Here is a 309-nt window from a genome sequence, read left to right as displayed (position 1 = left end):
CAGGCCGGGCTCTGCGAAGCGCGCTCCCTGACCGTGCCGTCCAACTCGTCCAGGCATCTGATCAAAGCCGTCCGCGCCTCAAGCAAGGGGCCGACAATGCCGGTCAGAGCAGGGCATGTCTGCAGGACCGCCTGCACACGGGCCGCGAACTTGCCAACTCCCTTGGGCAGGCGGTGCCCGAACGCGCCAAGCAGCCCGCGGATCGCATTTTCCGTATCGCGGCGCTGGCGGACCAGGTGCTGACGGGCCTTCAGCACCGTCCGGTCCATTTGGGCGGCCTCGCTCTTCACCGCAACAGGACGGCAGAAC

Annotated in this window: 1 pseudogene; it reads right to left on the bottom strand. The window is 67.6% G+C overall.

From position 1 onward, the window contains the following. Nucleotides 1–269, bottom strand: a pseudogene (locus ACXAH0_RS25210) (hypothetical protein); the annotation flags it as partial. Nucleotides 270–309: the final 40 nt, after the last annotated feature.

Source organism: Roseibium sp. AWQ4_290, assembly GCF_056160985.1.
This window is presented reverse-complemented; position numbering and strand designations above follow the sequence as displayed.